General features: G+C 44.3%; 1 protein-coding gene. It reads left to right on the forward strand.

What is annotated here, in order from left to right:
• Positions 1–280: hypothetical protein (locus Q4528_RS13590; protein ID WP_303522075.1), on the forward strand; the 280-nt coding region annotated here is incomplete at both ends.

Below are 280 nucleotides of genomic sequence, written 5' to 3' on the forward strand. Positions count from 1 at the left end.
TTATTGAGGTGACAGAGAAGATTCAGTTGGTGGCCGAGGCTCAGCAAAACATTGATGAACAAGTTGAGAACCAAAACCAGCAATTAGGTATTCTTAAGCAGACTCAAAGTGATCTGCAGGAAATCATCGAAGAAAGCCACAACAAGTCAGAAACGTCTGCCTTGGTAGCTGGTCAACTAGCCAAAGTGGCGAACAATGTTACCGATTTACTGCAACGCTTCTCGTTAGATGCAAACTTAAAAGCTGAAACCAAACAGCAAGACGAGAAACGCAGCCACCC

The organism is Staphylococcus pasteuri (assembly GCF_030547725.1).
In the GTDB taxonomy this organism is placed as follows: domain Bacteria; phylum Bacillota; class Bacilli; order Staphylococcales; family Staphylococcaceae; genus Staphylococcus; species Staphylococcus pasteuri.